14 protein-coding genes and 1 pseudogene are annotated in these 19,420 nt (G+C 70.0%); 9 read left to right on the forward strand and 6 right to left on the reverse strand.

Translation table 11 applies throughout. The features are described 5' to 3' along the window. Positions 1–23 precede the first annotated feature (23 nt). Together POL67_RS52380 and POL67_RS52385 are read right to left on the reverse strand one after the other, a co-directional pair. A complete protein-coding gene (locus tag POL67_RS52380; protein ID WP_271930671.1) occupies positions 24–2,675 on the reverse strand; it encodes a tetratricopeptide repeat protein in 2,652 nt (883 codons plus the stop codon). Between the two features lie 45 nt (positions 2,676–2,720). Next, positions 2,721–3,344 (reverse strand): hypothetical protein, encoded by a 624-nt coding sequence (locus POL67_RS52385; RefSeq protein WP_271930674.1) that lies wholly within the window; start codon positions 3,342–3,344, stop codon positions 2,721–2,723. Positions 3,345–3,530: 186 nt separating this feature from the next. On the opposite strand from POL67_RS52385, the gene POL67_RS52390 reads away from it, so the two are divergent. Together POL67_RS52390 and POL67_RS52395 are read left to right on the forward strand one after the other, a co-directional pair. Then, the gene (locus tag POL67_RS52390; protein WP_271930677.1) at positions 3,531–4,103 is read left to right on the forward strand and encodes a Uma2 family endonuclease; all 573 of its coding nucleotides are present in this window, start codon (positions 3,531–3,533) and stop codon (positions 4,101–4,103) included. Between the two features lies 1 nt (position 4,104). Next, positions 4,105–4,635: a Uma2 family endonuclease gene (locus POL67_RS52395; RefSeq protein WP_271930679.1), complete on the forward strand. Its 531-nt coding sequence runs from the start codon at positions 4,105–4,107 to the stop codon at positions 4,633–4,635. Positions 4,636–4,638: 3 nt separating this feature from the next. Here POL67_RS52395 and POL67_RS52400 read toward each other — a convergent pair whose 3' ends face one another. Next, positions 4,639–5,409 (reverse strand): hypothetical protein, encoded by a 771-nt coding sequence (locus tag POL67_RS52400; protein ID WP_271930682.1) that lies wholly within the window; start codon positions 5,407–5,409, stop codon positions 4,639–4,641. 119 nt (positions 5,410–5,528) lie between these two features. Here POL67_RS52400 and POL67_RS52405 point away from each other — a divergent pair, with 119 nt between their 5' ends. From POL67_RS52405 to POL67_RS52430, 6 genes are all read left to right on the forward strand, one after another. After that, on the forward strand, positions 5,529–8,501 hold the full coding sequence (locus POL67_RS52405; RefSeq protein ID WP_271930684.1) for an aldo/keto reductase: 2,973 nt from the start codon (positions 5,529–5,531) through the stop codon (positions 8,499–8,501). A gap of 560 nt (positions 8,502–9,061) precedes the next feature. Next, positions 9,062–9,748: a DUF4351 domain-containing protein gene (locus POL67_RS52410; protein ID WP_271930685.1), complete on the forward strand. Its 687-nt coding sequence runs from the start codon at positions 9,062–9,064 to the stop codon at positions 9,746–9,748. A 75-nt stretch (positions 9,749–9,823) separates the two neighbouring features. Then, positions 9,824–11,248, forward strand: coding sequence for a reverse transcriptase family protein (locus POL67_RS52415; protein WP_271930688.1), 1,425 nt, complete (start codon positions 9,824–9,826; stop codon positions 11,246–11,248). Continuing rightward, positions 11,245–11,769: a hypothetical protein gene (locus tag POL67_RS52420; RefSeq protein WP_271930692.1), complete on the forward strand. Its 525-nt coding sequence runs from the start codon at positions 11,245–11,247 to the stop codon at positions 11,767–11,769. Before POL67_RS52415 ends, POL67_RS52420 begins: the two co-directional genes overlap by 4 nt. Positions 11,770–11,783: 14 nt before the next feature. Further along, complete coding sequence (locus POL67_RS52425; RefSeq protein WP_271930695.1) at positions 11,784–12,998, forward strand: aminotransferase class V-fold PLP-dependent enzyme; 1,215 nt, start codon at positions 11,784–11,786, stop codon at positions 12,996–12,998. 28 nt (positions 12,999–13,026) lie between these two features. Next, a complete protein-coding gene (locus POL67_RS52430) occupies positions 13,027–14,697 on the forward strand; it encodes an FAD-dependent oxidoreductase (RefSeq protein ID WP_308789589.1) in 1,671 nt (556 codons plus the stop codon). Positions 14,698–15,167: 470 nt separating this feature from the next. Here POL67_RS52430 and POL67_RS52435 read toward each other — a convergent pair. Both POL67_RS52435 and POL67_RS52440 read right to left on the reverse strand, forming a co-directional pair. Further along, positions 15,168–17,117 (reverse strand): annotated as a pseudogene (locus POL67_RS52435) (SBBP repeat-containing protein); the annotation flags it as partial. A gap of 49 nt (positions 17,118–17,166) precedes the next feature. Beyond that, complete coding sequence (locus POL67_RS52440) at positions 17,167–17,478, reverse strand: hypothetical protein (RefSeq protein WP_271930699.1); 312 nt, start codon at positions 17,476–17,478, stop codon at positions 17,167–17,169. Between the two features lie 88 nt (positions 17,479–17,566). Here POL67_RS52440 and POL67_RS52445 point away from each other — a divergent pair, with 88 nt between their 5' ends. Next, on the forward strand, positions 17,567–18,595 hold the full coding sequence (locus POL67_RS52445; protein WP_271930701.1) for an aldo/keto reductase: 1,029 nt from the start codon (positions 17,567–17,569) through the stop codon (positions 18,593–18,595). 67 nt (positions 18,596–18,662) lie between these two features. Here the strand turns inward: POL67_RS52445 and POL67_RS52450 are convergent. Then, positions 18,663–19,420 (reverse strand): formylglycine-generating enzyme family protein (locus POL67_RS52450; RefSeq protein WP_271930703.1); only part of this gene is annotated, 758 nt, incomplete at its 5' end.

Below are 19,420 nucleotides of genomic sequence, written 5' to 3' on the forward strand. Positions count from 1 at the left end.
CGTCACCGATCCGAGCCGACGCCTCACGGGTCGCTGCCCGGCGTCGCGCCGTCGAAGCGCTGCACCTCGAGGTTGGGATCCAGGGCGTAGCCGTCGTCCTGGCTCCGCAGGAAGTCCCGCAACCCGCGACGCCGCAGCTTGGAGACCGCCACATAAATGCGGTTGGCCGCGGCGTCGACTTGAATGCGCTCGCCCGGCCAGACCGCCCGCTGGATCTCCTCCAGGGAGAGCCCCACGCCGGGCCGCGCGCCGCGCTGCTCGACCAGCGCGAACAGGAGGCGGCGCAGGACGGGATGCTGGTGCAGATCCTCCCAGTCTCCCCCAGGAGGCCGATAGCGGCCCGCGTTGGGCGCGATCACCAGCGCGTCGGCGGACAGCTCCTCGGCGGCCTCGGCGGACAGGCGACCCAGCGCGGCGCTCAGGATCCGGAGGCCGATACGCACGTCGTCCGAGAGCTCGGCCGGCGACGGACCTCCCGTCGCCGATGCGCGATGCGCGCGCTCCATTCGCTGCCTCACGTGCTGGAGGAGCGCCCTTCCGCCTTGCGGATCTCGCGCCTCCTGCGCCTCGGCGGCGGAGAGCTCCGCCGCGCCCCAGGCCAGATCCACGAACGCGGCTGCGAGCGCGTCTCCACCGCTCGTGACCGCGAGCTCCGCCTCCGCGAGGAGCCTACGGGACGCGGTGCTGTCCCCGAGCGCCGCGAGCACCATCGCCAGCCTGCCACGGGCCAGCGTTTCGGAGCGGACGTCCCCGGTGGTGCGGAGCGCCAGAAGGGCGCGTTCATGATAGCTCCGCGCGGACGCGAGCTGGCTGCGCTCGTGCTGCAACGTACCCAGGTTGCCGAGGGCAATCGCCTCCAGGCGCCGATCGCCGGCCCGCTCGAGGAGGCGCAGGCCGACCTCGTAATGCGCGAGCGCGGTGCTCAGGTCGCCCTGCTCCTGCTCCAGCACGCCCACGTTGACCTGCACGATGCCCTGGAGCCGCACCACGCCCGCGTCGCCGAGCACGCGGAGCGCGTCCTGGTAGCGCTCCCTGGCGGCCTCGTACTGGCGGAGGTCGTGCAGCAGGGCCCCGAGGTTGGCCAGCAGCCGGCCCTCCGCGCGCCGGTCCCTCTGGCCGGCCAGGAGCGACATGGCGAGGTCATAACAGGCGCGCGCCTGGGAGAGCTCCCGCTGCTCGTGGTGGAGCACGCCCAGGTCCGTGACGATCGCGGCCTGGATGGCGGACAGGCCGGAGGCCTTCGCCAGCTCGATTCCCTGATCGAACCGGGCGCGCGCCTCGTCCGTGCGACCTCGCACCTGCGCGGCGCGGCCCCGGGCCGCGAGCAGCGGCGCGGAGAGCCCCGGGGGGATGTCGGGCGCGATGTGCAGCGTCCGCTCCAGCAGCTCGAGCAAGAGGTCCGCCGGCCCCCGGCGGGCCAGCGCCGGTTCGATCGCGAGCAGCGCCCGGACGGCGCGTTCGGGCGCGAGGCCCGCGGTTGGCCTGCGCTCTCGGCTCGGCACCTGTTCCAGCCGGTCGAGCTCGCGTTTCAGCGCCGCCACCACGTTGTCTCGCAGCTCGGCCTCCAGGGGGTCGTCCGGGCTCTGCTCGTGCCTTTCGCTGGCCAGGCCGAGGAAGTGCTCCGTGTGGCGCGCCTCCGCGCGGAGCCCAGGGTCGACCTCCGCGGCGTGCTCGTCCGCAAGCTCGCGCACGCACTCGAAGAGGCCGAGCTTCCCCGAGCCGAGCACCCGGAGCAGCGACTTCTCCCGCAGGGAATCGAGCCGCCCGAGAACGTCCTTGGCGCTCAGCACCGCCTCCGCCGAGGACAGCGAGAAGGCCCCTGGAAAAAGCGCGCACTCGACCAGCGCGCGCTGGTCCTCCTCCGTCAGGAGGTCCCAGGACCATTCGAGCGCCGCGCGGAGCGTGGCCTGGCGCGGCTCGGCGTCTCGGAACCCGCCGGCCAGGACGTCGAGCCGCTTGCCCAGCCGGGAGATCAACCCCTCCACGCCGAGCAGGGGCAGCCGCACGGCGGCAAGCTCGATGGCCAGCGGGATTCCTTCGAGCTTCTGGACCAGCTCCGCGATGCGGGGGGCGTTCTCGTCGGTCAGCTCGAAGGAGTCGTCCTCGGCCTGCGCCTTGAGCAGGAAGAGCTTCCCTGCCTCGGACGCGGCGAGCTCGGCGTCCGCGGGCAGGCTGAGCGGGCCGAGCTCCAGGATCCCCTCGCCGCGGAGCCGGAGCCGCTCGCGGGAGCACACGAGGAGCCGGACCTCCGGCGCCTCCACGAGCCACCGGCCTACGGTCTCGACGGCGAGCGAAGCGATCCGCTCGAAGTTGTCGAGCACGAGGAGGAGCGGTCCTCGCGCGGCCAGCGCGCGCCCGAGCCGGATGGAGGCCTGGTCGGATTCGCGCCCGTCGGACAAGATGACATCGAGCGCCCTCGCGACCGTCTCGCACACCGTCCCCAGGCTGCGCGCGCTGGAGAGATCGACGAACAAGGACTCGCCGGCCTCGCGGCACGCATACTCGACCGCCAGGCGCGTCTTGCCGATGCCGGCCGGCCCCCACAACGTGACCAGGCGCTTCGAGCCAACCAGCGCGCGGATGCGCTCGAGGTCGGCGTCACGCCCGACGAACGGGGTGAGCAGCTCCGGCCGGGGAATGTCGAATCCGCGAAAGGTTGCGCTCGGCGGTCCCACGGCTGCGCTCCGCTCACGGAGGTCCATGGGGCCGCGTCCGAGCGCTCACGGGGCGGCGCGGTAAGCGCCGATCCGGCGAACCTCGAAGGACTGCTCGCCGGTGGGCGTCTGCGCGACCACGGGCAGGAGCGTGTTCCGGAAGTCGACGGGCTCCACCGGGGTGACCTGCGCGAAGACCTCGGTCGGGCCGTCGAGCGGGTCTCCGCTCATCGACGCGGTCCGGTCACACCAGGTGCCGAAGATGCCCGGCTCGGCCCCGCCGTCGTCCATCATCACCACGCCCCAGCGGCAACTGGCGTCGGCCGGTGATTCGTACAGGGCCGAGCGACTCCCGGCTCCCGCTTGCGCGGCCAGGGTCGCGTGCACGGCGCCGTCCTGCGCGGTGAGGGTGACGTCCGTCGTCTCGCCCTTTCGCGTCAGGTCGAGCCGAAGGCCCCCGGCTTCGAGCGATGCGGAGCCCGACGAGAGCGCGCCGACGAACCAGCGGGAATGGGTCGCGAAGGTCGCGGCGCCCCCGCAAACGTAAGCCTCGACGATGCCACGATCCGACACGGCCAGGCCCACGACGGCGTCCGCGGTCTCCAGTCGGCCGGTGAATATGGAGAACTGCGCCGCGCTGGCCGCTTCGGGATCTTCCGCCCCGCCGCAGGCGACGAGGCACAGGGCCAACGGGAGGAGGACCTTCCGATGCGTTCCCAAGGCAAGGACCACGGCCGACAAGTAGCACCATCACGCCCGGCAGCCAAGCGGCGGAGCGGGACGCGGGCGCATTCCTTCCCTCCCGGCCGGCGCGAAGGCATTTCCCTGCATCCCTGGCGGCTTGCGGCGGGCCCCGGCCTCGGGCAACCTCACGGTATGGCCGATGCGGCGCGGAAACGTGCGACGTACGAGGACCTCTTGGCGCTCCCGCCGAACGTGAAGGGGGAGATCCTGGATGGGGTGCTGTACACGCAGCCGAAGCCGCGGTTTCGGCATGTTCACGGGGCGGCGAGCATGCAGGAACAGCTCGGTCCGCCTTTCCGCCGTGGCATCGGCGGTCCCGGTGGCTGGTGGATCGCCACCGAGCCCGGCATTGAGCTGCCCGACTCGCCCGAGGTCTCTCCGGATCTGGCCGGCTGGCGTCGCGAGCGGATGCCCGATCCACCGGGCGACGATCCCATCACCGTCGTGCCCGACTGGGTCTGCGAGATCTTCTCCCCGAGCACGCGTGGCTACGATCAGCGCGTCAAGCAACCGTTTTACGCGAAATACGGCGTTCGATGGTTGTGGTTCATCGATCCCGAAGCGCATGTGCTCCTGGCATATCGCCTGGAAAACGGCCGCTGGGCGAGCATCGGTACGTGGGGGAATGACGACCGCGCGCGGATCGAGCCGTTCGATGCGATCGAGCTCGACCTGTCCGATCTCTGGTTGCCCGTGAAGGGCTGACGTGGACGACCTGCGGCCGAACGAGCGACGCGAGGTCCTGGACGGCGTGGTGTATACCCAGCCGCATCCGTGGCCGGCGTACATGCGGACCGCGACGGTCCTCGGTGGGCACCTGAGCTGCCCCTTCGACAGCGGGTGGCGTGGCCCGGGAGGCTGGTGGATCCTCGTCGGCCCTGGCATCGAGCTGCCCGATTCACCGGAGGTCGTGCCGGATCTCGCCGGATGGCGCCGTGAGCGATTGCCCCGTCTGCCGGAGGAGGACCTCACGGTCACCCCCGACTGGGTCTGCGAGATCCTCACGCCGAACACCCGAAACTACGATCAGCGCATCAAGAAGCCGTTTTACGCGAAACACGGCATCACGTGGCTCTGGCTCGTCGACCCCGAGGCCCACGTGCTCACGGCCCATCGCCTACGGAACGGTCGCTGGCACGAGCTCGGCGCGTGGGGCGACGACGAATGCCCGTGCATCGAGCCGTTCGACGCGATCGAGCTCCCGCTCTCCGACCTCTGGCTCCCCTCGGAGGACTGACCCTCACCCCTCCTTCGCCGGCTCCGCCCCCTCGATCTCCGCCCCCTCCTCCTCCCCGCGAATCTTCCGCTGCGTCGGCCGCACCTTCTCCGCCAGATCCCGATACCCGGCCAGCCGGTACAGCCCCTCCAGCGTCGACGCCGTCCCCTGATACGCATCCGACCACGCCGCTGCCGCCCGGTCCCGCGCCGCGAGCGCCGTCTCCAGCTCGCGCGCCTCGCGGTGATCGTCCCCCACCGCCGCTTCGAGCTGGCTCGATTGCTTGTTCACCGATTGCAATGCCACCGCCGTGTCGAACGTCGAGCCGAGCGGCGAGACCACGACCGCCGGTTGCTCGCCGAGCAAGCGCGCCACGGTCTTCGTGTACTGGAGAAGCTTGGCCGGCACGCGCGGCGATTCCGTCGAGAGGCCATACGTCGCGAGCGCCGCGGCCCCCATGTGGTCCTCGATCGTCCGGCGCAAGAGGCCGAGCAGCATCGCGAGCGCCGCCGCCGCCGCGTCGCGGGAGGCGCGCACCGGGATGTCGTCCGCTCGCTCGGCGGCAAGATCCTCCTCCGCTTTGCCGAGCTCCGCCGCGGCCCGCGAAAGGCCGTCCGCGAGCGCTTCGAAGATCGCGAGGTACGATGACTTCGTCGCTTTCGTGTGGGGCCCCTGGACCTCTTGCGACCGCGCCGCGAGGATCTCCGCGACCGCGGCCCCATGCGTGCGGGCCGAGGCGACGACCTTGTCGCTGACGCGGATCTGATTCTGCACCTGTTCGCTGACCTTCGACATGCGCACCTCCCTCCGAGCGGCCGCGAGGGTAATCGGGAGCGAACGAGCCCGGCAAGCCAGGAAACACCGCGCCGCTTGACATTCGCGCGACTTTGCCGTCCCGCTCGGAGGCGACCCCCGTGGACCGCTCTTCCCTCGCAAACCTCTCCGCGCTCGTCCGCCTCCTCGACGAGGACGCCGCGGTTCGGTGCGACGCCGCCTCGACGCTCGACCCGCGCCCGCTTCCCGCTCGCTTCGCCCTCCGCCAGGCCATGCTCGGCGACGAGGACGCCGAGGTCCGCGCCGCAGCCGCGCAGAAGCTCGGCGAAGTGCGCAGCCGTCGTTTTGCGTCCGCCTTCGTCGAGGCACTCGAAGACCCGATGCCCTCCGTGCGCGACCGCGCCTATCGCGCGCTCGCCAGGCTCGAATCCCCCGATGTATTGCCCCACGCGGCCCGCGCCATTCGCAAGGAGCCCGTATGGTGGGTGCGTCGATCCGCGGTGCGCGCCGCAGCCGCGGCCGGAGGCAAGGACGCGCTGCCGCTGCTCGTCGCGTCCCTCGCAGACCCTTTTTGGCGCGTCCGCCACGCCGCCGTGCAGGCGCTCGTGGTGCTCGGCGAGGACGATTCCGAGGTGCGGGACGCCGTCGCCCAAGCCGCCGCGAACGATCCGACCGGGACCGTCTCCTCCGCCGCGCATTACCTCGGCGCTGCGTGGGCCGGCGCCGCCGAGACGCCCGCCGCGACCGCTTCGCCGCCCGTGTTCCTCTCCGAAGGCCTCGCCGACGAGGATCCCGCCGTCGTCACCGCGCGCCTGGAGAAGGTCGATCCCGCGGTCGTGCCCGCCGCCGCCCTCGTCGCCTGGCTCGGCGACCCCCACGCGGCCTTGCGCGCCCTCGCGCGGCGCCGGCTGCGCGAACGGAACGACCCCGACGCCTTCCTCCTCGCCCTGCGATGGCTCGACGAGCCCCGTGTTCCCCACGCCGCCGCCGAGGTGCGCGCCGTGCTCGATCGGCTCGGCAGCGGTGAGGATCTCCCGCTCGCGCGGCGTGTCCTCGCGGCGGATCCGCTGTCCCCCGGCGCGCTCGCCTGGGCCGCGGAGGTGCTCGCGGTGCGGGGGAGCGCGGAGGATCTGGAGCGGGTGCGCGCGCTGGCAAAGAGCGGCGCGCCGGAGCTGCGCGCGGCCGCGGTGACGGGGTTGCTTCGGGATCAGCGCTCGCTCCCGATCGTGCTCGGCGCGCTCGACGATCCGGACGAGGAGGTCCGCGCGGCCGCGCTCGCCGGCTGGGAATGGCGCCCCGGAGCGCCGCGGATCCTTGCGGCGTGGGCCGAGGCCCTCCTCGCGTCCGCCCCCCGCGCCGTCTCCGCGCGCGAACGCCGCGCCGTCGCCGAAGCCGCCGCCCTGCTCGGCGACGACCCCCTCCTCGCCCGCGCCGCGACCGACGTGGACCCCGCGACCCGCGCCGTCGCCCTCGCCGCCCGTGCTGCCTCGGGCGACCTCCCGCCCGCCGAATGCGCCCGCGCCCTCGCCGACGAGGACCCCTGGATTCGCGTGGCTGTCCTCGATCCGGACGCCGCGCTCGCCGCCGCCGTCAGCGACACCGACCCGTGGATCCGCCGCCAGGCGATGACCCTCGTGTTCCGCCATCGGGAAACCCTCGCGCCCGACGACGTCCGCGCCGCGGCCCTCGCCTCTGTGCTCGCGCCCGACCCGTTCCTCCGCGCCCGCGCCGCCGACCTCTTCGCCCCCGCGGACGACCCGCTCCACCCCGAAGCCCTCCGCGCCCTGCTCCGCCTCTCCCAGGACCGCACCCCGATGGTCCGCGCCGCCGCCGCGAGCGCCCTCGAAGGGGTCGTCGACCTGGAAGATCGGCTCCTCGGGCTCCTCGATCCATCAAAACCCGAGCCCGACGAGGCCGTGCGCACCTCGGCCTATACCTGGCTGCTCCGCGACGGCGACGATCGGGCCCTCGCGCGGCTCGTCGCGGCGCTCGCGCCCGGCGCCGAGGGGGCGCTCGTGAAGGCGCACCTCGAAGCCCTGACGCTCGTGCTCCCGGACGAGGCATTTTCCAAGCAGCCCTCCCTCGTCCAGCACCGCCCGGCGTCGCCCCCGCCCGCTGCGGAGCCGCCTCGCAAACGCGCGCCAATGCCCGCGCGGCCCGAAGGCGTTCTCCTCCGCCCCCTCGGGACGACCGGGCTTTTTGTATCACCGCTCGTGGTCTCGGGCGCGCACGGCCTCGTCGCGTCGAGTTTTGCCGATGCGCGTGATGCCGGGGTCAATGCCTTCTTCTGGGAGCCGCGTTATCACGAGCTCACGCGTTTCCTGCGGTCACGCCGGGCCGGACGGGATCGCCTCGTCCTCGTCGCCGGCACCTACCATTCTGGCCCCGACGCCCTCCGCGCCGACGTCGAGCGCACGCTCGCGCGCTTGCGTATCGACTGGATCGACGTCTTCCTCCTTTTTTGGGTCCGCTCCCCGGATCGCCTCGCCGACGACGATTACGACGCCCTCGCGCGCCTGCGCGACGAAGGCAAGCTGCGCGCATTCGGCTTCTCCACGCATGACCGCGCCGTGGCCGTCTCCGCGCTCCAGAAGCACCCCTGGCCCGTCGTGATGACCCGCCACAGCGCCGCCCACCCCGGCGCCGAGGCCCAGCTCCTCCCCGAGGCCCTCGCCCGCGGCACGGGCATCCTCACATTCACGGCCACCTCCTATGGCCGCCTGCTCCGCCCTGCTTCTTCGCTTGGGGCTTCGGATCGCCTTCGGCGTCCTGCGCCCCAAACCCCCAGTGACGACACCCCGGAGACAAAACCCCCGACCGCCCCCGATTGCTACCGATACTCGCTCACCCAGCCCGGCGTGAGCGCCACGCTCACGGCGCCGCGCAGCCACCGCGAGCTCCTCGAAAACCTCACCGTCCTCGCGCGCCCGACCTTGCCCGAGGATGCGCTCCCCGCGCTCCGCGCCCACGGCGAGCGCATTCGGGCCGAAACGCGACGCTTCGATGCCCTCGTCCGCCGCGCGCCGGGCGGCCCGCGCGACCGGCTGCGCGCCTTGCTCGAAGAAGACACCACGCGCCCTGACGAGGCCCTTCCGCCCGAGCCCAAGATGTGATGTCATCACCTGGCTCACGGGAGGCGCGAGCAGCCAGCTATCACCCCGCGATGTCACGTCGCGGCTGCGAACGACTCCCCATGGAGAATGAAGCGTCACGGGGACCGCCCCGCAGGGCTTTTCGTCCCCGTACGCCTCTGCCGAGCAGGTGGCGGTGCCTCCCGTGAGCAGCTCTTTCAGAGCTTCCCTGGCCCGGGAAAATATGTTCCCATGGGGACGGCTCCCGGGGACACGAGCAGCCAGCTATCATCCCGCGATGTCACGTCGCGGCTGCGACCTGTACCCCATGAAAGAATGATGCGTCACGAGACCGCCCTGCGGGGCGATACAGCTTTCAGCTGTAGGTCTTGTGTACGCCTCTGCCGAGCAAGTGGCGCGGTCTCCGGGAGCCTTTTCTTTCCGCGTCCAGGTCAGCCGCCCGCCGTCTCCGCGGGGCTCTCCTTGGTTCGCCGCGCCTCGGCGCGCCGCTTGCGCGCGTACGCGCTCGTCGCCTCGCGCACGATCTCCGGTCGATCGCAAGACCGGATGGCGGGCCGCGCGGCGGTTTGAGGAGATCGTCGATGTCGACGCGGCGACCGCGGCGGTGCTCGCACACGTGCCGGTTCGGGATCGTGCTGGACGACATCAGCCACGTGGACGACGCGGAGTTGTCACGCCGGGCGATGACGACGCTCGGCCGGTTGGTCCTGTACCTCCTCCGTTATTCACGCAGCCCGGAGGAGCTTTTCGCCGGGCTCGACCGGTGGGCAGAGGCACTCCAGCAGGTGCTGCGCGCGCCGAACGGCGATGCTGCGATCGCGGCCGTGATGATGTATCTTCGAAAGGTCGGCAAACGCGAGGAGGACGAGGTGGTCATGGCGGTGCGGAAAGTCGTGGGCGACAGCGTGTTCGATCAGATCTTCCACGCCGGCGAGCGACTCGAGCAGAAGGGGTTCGAATGGGGGATCGAACAGGGAATCGAACAGGGGATCGAGCGGGGCAAGCGCGAGGGCAAGCGCGAGGGCAAGCGCGAAGGCCGTCGCGACGTTCTCGCACGGCAGCTCATGCTCCGCTTCGGCGAGCTCCCCGCCTCCGCCCTGGAAACCCTCGACACGGCCTCGATCGAGGCGCTCGACCGCATGACGGACCGGATCCTGACCGCCTCCACGCTCGCCGAGGTCCTCGGCACCGAACCCCCCGCCGCGCCGAAGCCCGCCCGAAAGACCCCTGCACGCAGGGCCTCGCAACCCCGAAGCCGCAAACGCTGACCACGCCGCCCCTCGCCCCGTCCCCCTCCATTCCCCCTTAAAAATCTCCCCCCATCCCTGGTAGGATCCGCCGCCATGAGCCTTGTCGGCCTCCTCCTCGAGCTCAAACCTTTGCTCGCCGGTCCCGACGCGAACTTCGAGCGCGTCGCCGAGCTGCTCGAGCGAAACCAGAACCTCGCGGAGTACGAGGTCGCGCGGTTTTACGCGGGGCGCGCCTTCGTCGGGCCCGTGGGCAAGCTCCTGCGCAGCGAGGATCCGCGCGAGCGGCTCCGGGGGGTCCGCATCGTCCCGCTCATCTTCGCCCGGGGAAACGCCGCGCAGCACCTCCGCCGCATGGTCAAGGACGCCGACAACACCGTCGCGGGTGCCGCGCGCGCCGCCGTCAAGACGCTCGGCCTCGCCGATGTCGCGCCGCCCGATCGACGCGCCTCCGCGCCTCGGTTCGCGAGCCCCACCGCGCGCGGCGGCTGGAATCCCACGGGCTGGATCTTCGGGCTCTTTCGGTCCCAATATGTCTTCCGCCGCGGCGCGGCCGCGACCCGGACCCCGCCGACGTTCGATGTCCCCGCGCTCAAGAGCCGCGCCGACGTGGCCAAGCTCGTCGGCGTCAAGACCGGCGTCCTGCCCGCCCTCATGCGCCCCGGCACTGGCAAGGGGAGTGGATACGTCGAGTTCGAGATTCCCAAGCGCACCGGCGGCCTCCGGAAGATCTCCGCGCCCCGCGTCCGCCTGAAGGGCGTCCAGCGCGCCATCCTGCGCCAGATCCTCGCCAAGCTCCCCGTCCACCCCGCGGCCCATGGCTTCATCGAGGAGCGCTCCACCCTCACCAATGCGAGCCCCCACGTCGGCGCCGCCGTCGTCGTGCGTATCGACATCGAGGACTTCTTCCCCACGGTCCATTACCGCCGCGTCCTCGGCTTCTTCCTGCGCCATTACGACGAGCAGGTCGCCACCACGCTCGCCGGCCTCACGACCCACCGCGCCAAGCTGCCGGACGGCACCGTGGTTTGGCCGGGCGCATTGCCGCAGGGCGCGCCCACCTCGCCGGCGCTCGCGAACCTCGTTTGCCGTCGCCTCGACGCGCGCCTCGACGCCCTCGCCCGGAAGACCGGCGCGACGTATACCCGGTACGCCGACGACCTCACGTTCTCCTTCCGCGACCCGCCCGCGCGCCTCGGGCGTTTTCTCTGGTGGGTCAATGCGATCCTCCAGCAGGAGGGCTTCGCCGAGAACGTCAAGAAGCGCCGCATCATGCGCAAGGGCAATCGCCAGCGCGTGACGGGCCTCGTCGTCGACCAGAAGCCGTCCATCCCGCGCGAGGAGCGACGGCGCTTCAAGGCCATCCTGAGCAACTGCCGCCACCACGGCGTGGCCTCGCAGGCCCGCGGCAAACCCGACTTTCCGGCATGGCTCCGCGGATACGCGGCCTACGTGCGTATGATTCACCCCGAGCTCGGCGCGAAATGGCAGCGCGAGGTCGAGGAGATCCTGTCGAAGTGAACCGAGCGGAGAAGATCGTGTCGAACGCCGAAGAGCTGAACCCGTACGAAGCGCCCAAGGAGACGAAGACCACGAAGCGGCCCAAGAAAAAGAAGGCGTCCGAGGACGACCCGCCGCACGACCCGGCCATCGACGCGATCGTCTTTTCGCTCCAGAAGACGCGGCCCTGGATCTCCCTGTTCGGCACGCTGAGCTTCCTCGGCGCCGTCGGGCTCGTGGTCTTCGGCCTCTACACGATGACCTCGACCTCGACGTCGCGGGCGATCGGCGAATTCGGGGCCGTCGCCTTCATTGTGTACCTCATCCTCGCGATCCTCTACGCCGTCATTGGCACGCGCCTCTTCCGATATCGCGACGGTATCAATCAGGTCATCGCCAGCGACGGGCGCCTCGACTTCATCGCGACCGCGATCGAGCGCCAGCGCGAGTTCTGGGCGTTCGTCGGCGTCATGACCGTCGTGCTGCTCAGCCTGTACGCTCTCATCATCCTCGGTGCGATCATGTTCGCGCTCGGTCGCTGATACGCCGCACCTCGATGGCCATCCACGAATACCCTCCGTCCCACGCCGCCCGCGTCCGGCCACTCTGGGATCTCGATCCCGCCATCACCTTCCTCAACCACGGCTCCTTCGGCGCTTGCCCCCTTCGCGTCCGCGAGGCGCAGGATCGATTGCGCGCGCAGATGGAGCGCGAGCCCGTTCGTTTTTTCGTCCGCGAGCTCGAGCCGCTCCTCGATGCCGCCCTGGAGGCCCTCGCGGACTTCGTCGGCGCGGGCGCCGCGGACCTCGCGTTCGTCCCCAACGCGACGGCCGGCGTCAATACGGTGCTCCGCTCGCTCGACCTCCGCCCCGGCGACGAGCTCGTCACGACGAATCACGAATACAACGCCTGCCGCAATGCCCTCGAACACGCGGCCGCCCGCGCCGGCGCCCGCGTCGTCGTCGCCACCGTTCCTTTCCCCCTCGATTCCCCCGACGACGTCGTCCGGGCCGTCCTCGATTGCACGGGGCCGCGCACCCGCCTCGCCCTCGTCGACCACGTCACGAGCCAGACCGGCCTCGTCTTCCCCGTGGAACGTATCGTCCCCGAGCTCGCCCGCCGTGGCGTCGATACGCTCGTCGACGGCGCGCACGCCCCCGGCATGGTCCCGCTCGACCTCCGCGCGCTCGGCGCCGCTTATTACACGGGCAATTGCCACAAATGGATGTGTGCCCCCAAGGGAACGGCGTTCCTCCACGTACGCCCTGACAAACAGGCGCAGATCCGGCCGCTCTCGATCAGCCACGGCGCGAACAGCCCTCGGACGGACCTCTCGCGTTTCCGGCTCGAATTCGACTGGACCGGCACGCACGACCCCACGCCGTACCTCGTCCTCCCCGAGGCGATTCGTTTCCTTTCGTCCCTCCTTCCTGGCGGCGTGCCTGCGCTCGCCGAGCACAACCGGCGGACGGCCCTGGCCGCGCGGGAACGCTTGTGCGACGCCCTCGGCACGCCCGCGCCCGCGCCCGCATCGATGATCGGCTCGCTCGCGACCGTCCGGCTTCCGGAGGCGGCGGGCGACGCGCCTGCGCCCCCGCTTTTCCTCGACCCTTTGCAGGAGGCGCTTTTTTCGCGCCACGGAATCGAGGTCCCCATCATCCCTTTTCCGCCCCCGCGGGGCCGCGTCCTCAGGATCTCGGCGCAAATCTACAACGACCCCGAAGATTACGCGCGCCTCGTAGACGCGCTCCGGGCCGAAGGGGTATCTTGAGCACCTCTCGAATCCTTAGGAGGTGCCCATGAAATTCAAGAGTGATTCCCCGAACCAGAAGCCCCTCGCGACGCTGGCCCCTGGCATTCGCCGCCGCGACTTTCTCAATGGTCTGCTCGTCGGCGCCTCCGGGATCCTCCTCGGCGGCCTCGGCACCGGGTGCAGCGACGAAGGGGGAACGGGCACCCCGCCTCCGGGGCCGCAGTACAAGGGCGACGTCTTCACGATCTGCCACGAGGTCCGCGACGGCAAGGCGTTCGAATTGCCGGCCGCCTCGGGTGACCCTTACGATTGCGTGATCATCGGCGGTGGTATCAGCGGCCTCGTCGCAGCGCGCAAATTGCAGAAGAGCGGCGTCACGAACCTCCTGCTCCTCGAAAAAGAGGATCCCGTCGGCGGCGTCGCCAAGAAGGGCGGCGATCCGGAGCGCACCCACGGCCAGGCCGCCGCATACACCGTCTTTCCGTACAACGACAACCTCAACGAGACGTACGAGGACCTCGGCGTCATCACGGGCTACGACATGGACGGGGGGCCCATCGTCGACGAGAAATACATCATCAAGGGCCCGGCGAACGGCGATTGGTTCAACGGCAAATGGTACGAGGACGCCTGGGAGGAGGGCATGGCCGCCCTGCCTTATCCGCCGAATGTCATCGCCGACCTCGAGGCCTTCCGCCAGGACATGATCGACTGGTACGCCTACGAGGGCCAGGACCAGAAATTCGGATTCGATACGCCGACGGACAACTCCACCACGGATCCCGAGGTCCGCGGCCTCGACAACCTCACGCTCTCCGAATACGTCGCCTCGAAGGGCTGGGCCCCGGAGGTCAGTGAGTTTTTTGACCCGTACGTCCGCTCCGCGCTCGGCACGACCCACGACAAGGTCTCCGCCTGGGCGGCGATCGGCTTTCTCGGCTCGGAATTCGGCCCCGTCCTCTCCCAGCCCGGCGGCAACGCGTACCTCGCGCTCATGCTCGCCGAGAAGATCGGCGCCGATCGCATCAAGACCGGCGCGTTCGTCCTCCGCGTGAAGAACGAGGACGACGAGGTGCACGTCTCCTACATGATCGACGGCGTGATCACCACGATCCGCGCCAAGACCGCGATTTATGCGGCGAACCGATACATCGCCAAGCACGTCGTGCCCGAGCTCGGCGCGGCGGGGCGTGACGAGGCGAAGGACTATCGGTACACGCCCTACATCGTCGCGGCCGTGTACGTGAACAAGACGCCGCCGAACCTCGGCTTCGACAACTGGGTCCACGGCGATTTCTTCTTTACGGACTTCATCGTGGCCGACTGGACGAGCCACGCCGACCCCGCCGCGGCGCCGCTCGACCGGCCGAACGTGCTCTCCTGTTATTGCCCTCTCTTTGGGCCCACGGCGCGCGTCGAGCTGCAAACGAAGCCGTTCGAGGAGTACGAGGAGCGTATCCTCGCGGACCTGGAAAAGGTCGTACCCGGCGTGCGCGCGACCGTCACCGGCGTCGACCTCTATCGCTGGGGGCACGCCATGCTCGCCGCTGAAAAAGGCTTCGTCTTCGGCGCGGCGCGCCTCTCGTCCAAGGAGCCGCTCGGCAAGATCAGCTTCGCCTGCCACGACTCCGACGGTCTTCCCGCGTTCGAGAATGCCGTCGGAGCCGCGTATACGGCGGTGGGCGAGGTGGCGGCCCACCTCGGCGTCATGGTCTGATTGCGGTCAGGGCAAAAGCTTGGCGACGTAGGCGTCGTTGCGCCCGCGCTCGCCACGGGGCCGCCGAGGTCCATCGTGCCCTGGAAGCGCCCCGCGACGAGCACGTGGCCCGACCCGTCCACGGCCACGGTGCGGCCCCATTGTTCGAGTGTATCCCCGCCGCGGCGGCTCCACACGTGCGCGCCCAGCGCGTTGAGCTTCACGACGAACGCGTCGTTGCCGCCCAGGCTCGCGATGGGCGTGGCGCCGCCGAAGTTCACCGAGCCCGTCATCCGGCCCGCGAGCACGACGTTGGCTTGCGCGTCCGTCGCGACGGCGAAGCCGACCTGGTCGCCGGTGTCCCCGAAGATTTTGGCCCACTGGAACACGCCCGTGCCGGCGTACTTCGCGACGAAAATGTCGTTGCTGCCCGCGCTCGTCAGGTCTCCGCCGCCGCAATCGATCATGCCCGCGGCAGCGCCGGTCACGATCACGTTCCCTGCGCCGTCCACGGTGACGCCATTGCCGACCTGATTGCCGATGCCGCCGAGGCGGCGGCTCCATTGATGTTGTCCCGCCGCCGTGAGCTTGACGAGCATCGCGTCTTGATTGCCCGCGCTGATGAGGTCTGCTCCCCCGAAATGGACGGTTCCTTCGAAGAAGCCCGTGAAATACACGGCGCCGCTCGCGTCCGTGGCGACGCCACGCATCCCCTGGCTGTTCACGTCGCCGTAGCTCCTGCTCCAGACGTGCGCCCCCGCCGAATCGAGCTTCAGCACGAATAGGTCGTCGAGCCCCGCCGCCGTCAGCGCGCCGCCGCCGAAATCGACCGTGTTGCGATAATGGCCCGCCACGATCACGTTGCCCGTCGGATCCACGGTCACGGCCGAGCCCTCGTCTCCGCCCGCGGCGCCGTACGCCCGGCTCCACACGAATGCGCCTGCCGGATCGAGCTTCAGCACGAACACGTCGCTCGTTCCATTCACGCTCACGTGCGGCCCACCGCCGAAATCTACCGTCGACTGGAAGACCCCCGTCACCACGATATTTCCCGCGCCGTCGATGGCGACGCCGCGCGCCCCGTCGGTGCCGTTCGCGCCGAATCGACGGCTCCAGACGTGATTGCCCTGCGCGTCGTACTTGGCCACGAGGATGTCGTGCACCCCGTTGGGTGAACTGAGCGGCCCACCGCCGAGATCGATCATCCCGACGAATTGCCCCACGACGATCACGTTGCCTTGCGCGTCCGTGGCGACGTCAATGATGTCCTGATCGAGCGTATTGCCGAACGCGCGGATCCACTCGGTCGTGGCGCACATGTCGCCCACGGGCCCGGTGCAGCTCTCGTCCTCGGGCGTCATGCAATTCTCGGCCTGGGGCAGCACCTCGCCCGTGCAAGGCCCGTACGCCGAGCCTTGCGCATTACACGTCTGCATGCCCGCCTTGCAGATCCCGACGCCCATCGTGCCGCCCGGTCCGGTATAACAAACCGTGGTGGAGCCCGGGGTGCAGACGCAGCCCGCGCCGCTCTCGTTGACGAGCCCGTCGCAATCCTCGTCCTCCGGCGTCGCGCATGTCTCGATCCCGGGCAAGACCTGCCCGACGCAGGCCCCGTACGCCGTCCCGTCGGCATTACACGTCTGCATGCCCGCCTTGCAGATCCCGGTGCCCAGCGTCCCGCCCGGGCCGGTATAACAAACCGTGGTGGAACCCGGGGTGCAGACGCAGCCGAGGCCGCTCTCGTTGATGAGCCCGTCGCAATCCTCGTCCTCTGGAGAAAGGCACGTCTCGGTCGCCGGTAAAACTTGTCCGACGCAAGCGCCGTACGCCGTGCCCTCGGCATTGCAGATCTGCGTCCCCGCCTTGCACGCCCCTTTGTCGAGCGTGCCCCCCGGCCCCGTGTAACAAGGCGCCGTCGCGCCGGGCGTGCAGGCGCAGCCATCCTCGTTCGAGAGCCCGTCGCAATCGTCGTCGCCCATCGTCTGGCACGACTCGGGCACGGGCACGACCTCGCCGATACACGGGCCATATCCGCTCCCGTCGCCGAGGCACGTCTTGAGCCCCGCTTTGCACAAGCCCACGATTTGCGTGCCCGGCGGGCCCGAATAACACGCATCGGTCTCCCCAGGGGTACACACGCTACCGCCGCCGGTGCCGCCGGTGCCGCCCGCGCCGCCGCCGGTGCCGCCCATTCCGCCGGTGCCGCCCGCGCCGCCCATTCCCCCGACGCCGCCGGTGCCCCCGATGCCGCCAGTGCCTCCCATTCCGGCAGTGCCGCCCGATCCTCCAGGCCCGCCCCAGCCTCCCTCACCGCCGGTGCCGCCGTCGCCGCCGCTTGCGCTCGATGTTGGATTGCCGCCCGCCGAGCAGCCCGAGGCGAGCACGAGGGGGACGAGGAGAGAGACGAGGGGCAGCCGAGAACGGGAGAATCGACGCATCATGGGCCCGGCAGGTAAGCCGCACGGAGACCGCGCGTCAATGGCCGGGAGCTTACGAACGGGAGGACGGGAACGACGCGTCCCGCGCCGCTTCGAACCCGGCGAGGATTTTCGGCTGCGTGGGGAAGCGGATCGCGATCAGCGCTGCGCCTGCGGCGAAAAATGGCAGGTGGTGAGGCAGGGCGAAGCTCACGATCGTGAGCACGAGGGCGAGCAGGCCGAACACGAACGGCATCATGGGCACCACGGGCTCGGGCGGCGGCTTCAACACTCCCGAGAATGCGAGGCCGACGTACATCGTCGTGGCGACGAGCATCGCCATCCACAGGATCCGCATGACGTTGAGCGTGGGGTGCTGGGCCATGAATCGAGGGTACCACGTGGCCCGCGGGGTCGACAGCGGCGCTCGCGTCGCTAAACTCGGACGCCCATAAACCACGCGAGAGGACCGCATGGAATACCGCACCCTCGGAAATAGCGGCGTCAAGGTCTCCACCCTCTGCCTCGGCGCCATGACGTTCGGCGAGGCCGACGAAAAATCGTTCATGCACAAGGTGGGCTGTGACGAGCTCACGGCGCACGCGATCCTGAGCCGCGCGCTCGATCGCGGCGTGAATTTCATCGACACGGCCGATGTCTACGGGCAGGACGGCCTCTCCGAGCGTGTCGTCGGGAGCTGGCTCGCGCAGGGCAAGCACCGCGAGCGCACGGTCCTCGCCACGAAATTCCGCTTTCGCATGGGCGACGGTCCAAACGGCACGGGCGCCTCGCGTTATCGCATCGTGCGCTGCGTCGAGGATAGCCTTCGGCGCCTGCGCACCGATCGAATCGACCTGTACCAGATCCACATGCAGGACAACGACACGCCCGAGGAGGAGACGCTCCGCGCGCTCGACGACCTCGTGCGTCAAGGCAAAGTCCTCTACATCGGGGCCAGCAATTACGCGGCGTACCGGCTCACCGACAGCTTGTGGACGAGCCGTACCTCGCACATGAGCTCGTTCGTCTCGCTCCAGATGCAATACAGCCTCGTCTCGCGTGAGCTCGAGCGCGAGCACGTGCCGCTCTGCAAGAAATTCGGTCTCGGTATCTTGCCGTGGTCGCCGCTCGCAGGCGGGTTCCTCACCGGCAAGTACCAGAAAAACCAGCCCCCGCCCGAGGGCGCGCGGCTCGACAAGTGGAAGAACCAGCTCGCCGGCTTCGATACCCCGCGCAACTGGCGGATCCTCGACGCGGTCACCGCCGTCGCCAAGGAGCGCAATTCCACGAAGGCCGCCGTCTCGCTCGCGTGGCTCCTGCAGAAGCCCGCGGTCACGAGCTCGATTTTCGGCGCGCGCACCCTCGAACAGCTCGACGCGTGTCTCGCGAGCGCGGAGCTCTCCCTCTCGGCCGAGGAGATGAAGCGCCTCGACGAGGCCAGCGCATTCGAGCCCGGCTACCCCTACGAGATGATCGGCCGCGTGCAGCAGGGCCGCTGGTAGCTCAATCGTTTGTCTTCACGGCACGCGCGGGCGGCAGGACGAACAGGAGGCCCCCCCATGGCCGCTCCTATTTGCCGGACGTCGCCGTGGGGGCCGTCGCGCAGCGAATGCCCAAGAATCCACACCGATAGGTCACCTGGAACCGGCCTGGCCGCTCCGCGCGGAACATGTTCGGAATGCCGTCGCGCCAGCTCGCGCCGCGGCCCACGCGGTCCTTCGTCTTCGCGTCCTGCACGCTCGTCGTCCATTCGAAGACGTTGCCCGCCATTCCGAGCAGACCGTCCTTGCTCGCGCCGGCGGGATGCGCCGCGACCGGACACGTGCCTTTCAAGAGGCCCTCTTTCCCGCCGGACCAGCAGAGCTGATCCTTCGGCGCCTCGTTGCCCCAGGGATAGACGCGCCCCTCCTCGCCGCCGCGCGCCGCCCACTCCCACTCCTCGTCGGAGGGCAGGCGTTTTCCTTGCGCCGTGCAATAGTCGATTGCCTGCTGGAAATCGACGCAGACCATCGGATGGTCTTCCTTGCCCACCTTTTTGTACGTCGCCTCGGGCGCGCAGGTCGCGAACGCGTCGTTGCATTTCTTCGACGTGACGCACGCCTCGTAGTCCTTCGCCGTGGCCTCCGTCTTGTCGAAGCAGAAATCGGCGATCTTCGCCTCGTTCTTCAAGAAGCCCATCTTGTAGGACCCGCCCTTGACGAACGCCATGCCCTCGGGACACGGGCTCGGCGGCGGCTTCGGGGCCTCGGGTGGCTTGGCTTCGGCTGTCTGCGCGGGCTCGGGCGTCGCTGCGGCCGTCGTTGCAGGCGCGGGGTTGCTCGTCGGCG

This window comes from Polyangium mundeleinium (assembly GCF_028369105.1).
GTDB lineage: Bacteria > Myxococcota_A > Polyangia > Polyangiales > Polyangiaceae > Polyangium > Polyangium mundeleinium.

Bases quoted from the DNA above. Each gene is read 5' to 3' on its own strand.
- POL67_RS52425 (WP_271930695.1), top strand. From the start codon at position 11,784: ATGGCCATCCACGAATACCCTCCGTCCCACGCCGCCCGCGTCCGGCCA.
- POL67_RS52430 (WP_308789589.1), top strand. From the start codon at position 13,027: ATGAAATTCAAGAGTGATTCCCCGAACCAGAAGCCCCTCGCGACGCTG.
- POL67_RS52390 (WP_271930677.1), top strand. From the start codon at position 3,531: ATGGCCGATGCGGCGCGGAAACGTGCGACGTACGAGGACCTCTTGGCG.
- POL67_RS52415 (WP_271930688.1), top strand. From the start codon at position 9,824: ATGAGCCTTGTCGGCCTCCTCCTCGAGCTCAAACCTTTGCTCGCCGGT.
- POL67_RS52410 (WP_271930685.1), top strand. From the start codon at position 9,062: ATGTCGACGCGGCGACCGCGGCGGTGCTCGCACACGTGCCGGTTCGGG.
- POL67_RS52445 (WP_271930701.1), top strand. From the start codon at position 17,567: ATGGAATACCGCACCCTCGGAAATAGCGGCGTCAAGGTCTCCACCCTC.
- POL67_RS52400 (WP_271930682.1), bottom strand. From the start codon at position 5,409: ATGTCGAAGGTCAGCGAACAGGTGCAGAATCAGATCCGCGTCAGCGAC.
- POL67_RS52440 (WP_271930699.1), bottom strand. From the start codon at position 17,478: ATGGCCCAGCACCCCACGCTCAACGTCATGCGGATCCTGTGGATGGCG.